At 33.7% G+C, this 513-nt stretch carries 1 protein-coding gene; it reads right to left on the bottom strand.

Annotated elements, in window-relative coordinates:
* The coding region (pdxH, locus tag E3E36_RS11560; protein ID WP_167895546.1) for a pyridoxamine 5'-phosphate oxidase at positions 1-462 on the bottom strand (462 nt) is incomplete at its 3' end.
* Between the last annotated feature and the right edge of the window lie 51 nt (positions 463-513).

The following is a 513-nucleotide window of genomic DNA, read 5'->3' as shown; positions in this document are numbered from 1 at the left end:
ATTAGCTTCTAAAATACTTCTGTTTGCTATTACTTTACTTTGGGGGCTTGCCCATGCACCAATTTGGCTGCCGATTGGGCGGGAATGAAAATATTCTTCACTTTCTTTTTCACTTATTTTTTCAGCAGTTCCTTCAATCCTTACTTGTCTTTCCAATTCTTTCCAAAAGAAAAGCATAGCAGCATTTGGGTTTACAGCTAAGTTATTTCCTTTATTGCTGTTGTAATTGGTAAAAAAAACAAAGCCGTTTTCGTTATATCCTTTTAATAATACAATACGGGCAGAGGGTTTATTTTCTTTTGAAATAGTTGCCAAAGTAAAAGCATTCACTTCTTCTATTTTGCTTTCAATAGCTTCATTCCACCATTTTGTAAATTGAGTGAAAGGGTTTGAAGCAACATCTGCTTCGGTTAAAGTTTGCAGGCTATAATCTTTTCTGATGTCGGCTATTGAGGAAAACATTGCAATTTTTTTGCAAAGTTATTTCTGAAATAACTAAATCAAGGTATCAAT

It is taken from the genome of Thermococcus sp. M36 (genome assembly GCF_012027355.1).
Classification (GTDB): Archaea; Methanobacteriota_B; Thermococci; order Thermococcales; family Thermococcaceae; genus Thermococcus.
The sequence above is the reverse complement of the archived record's forward strand: the minus strand, read 5'-3'. Positions and strand labels throughout refer to the sequence as shown.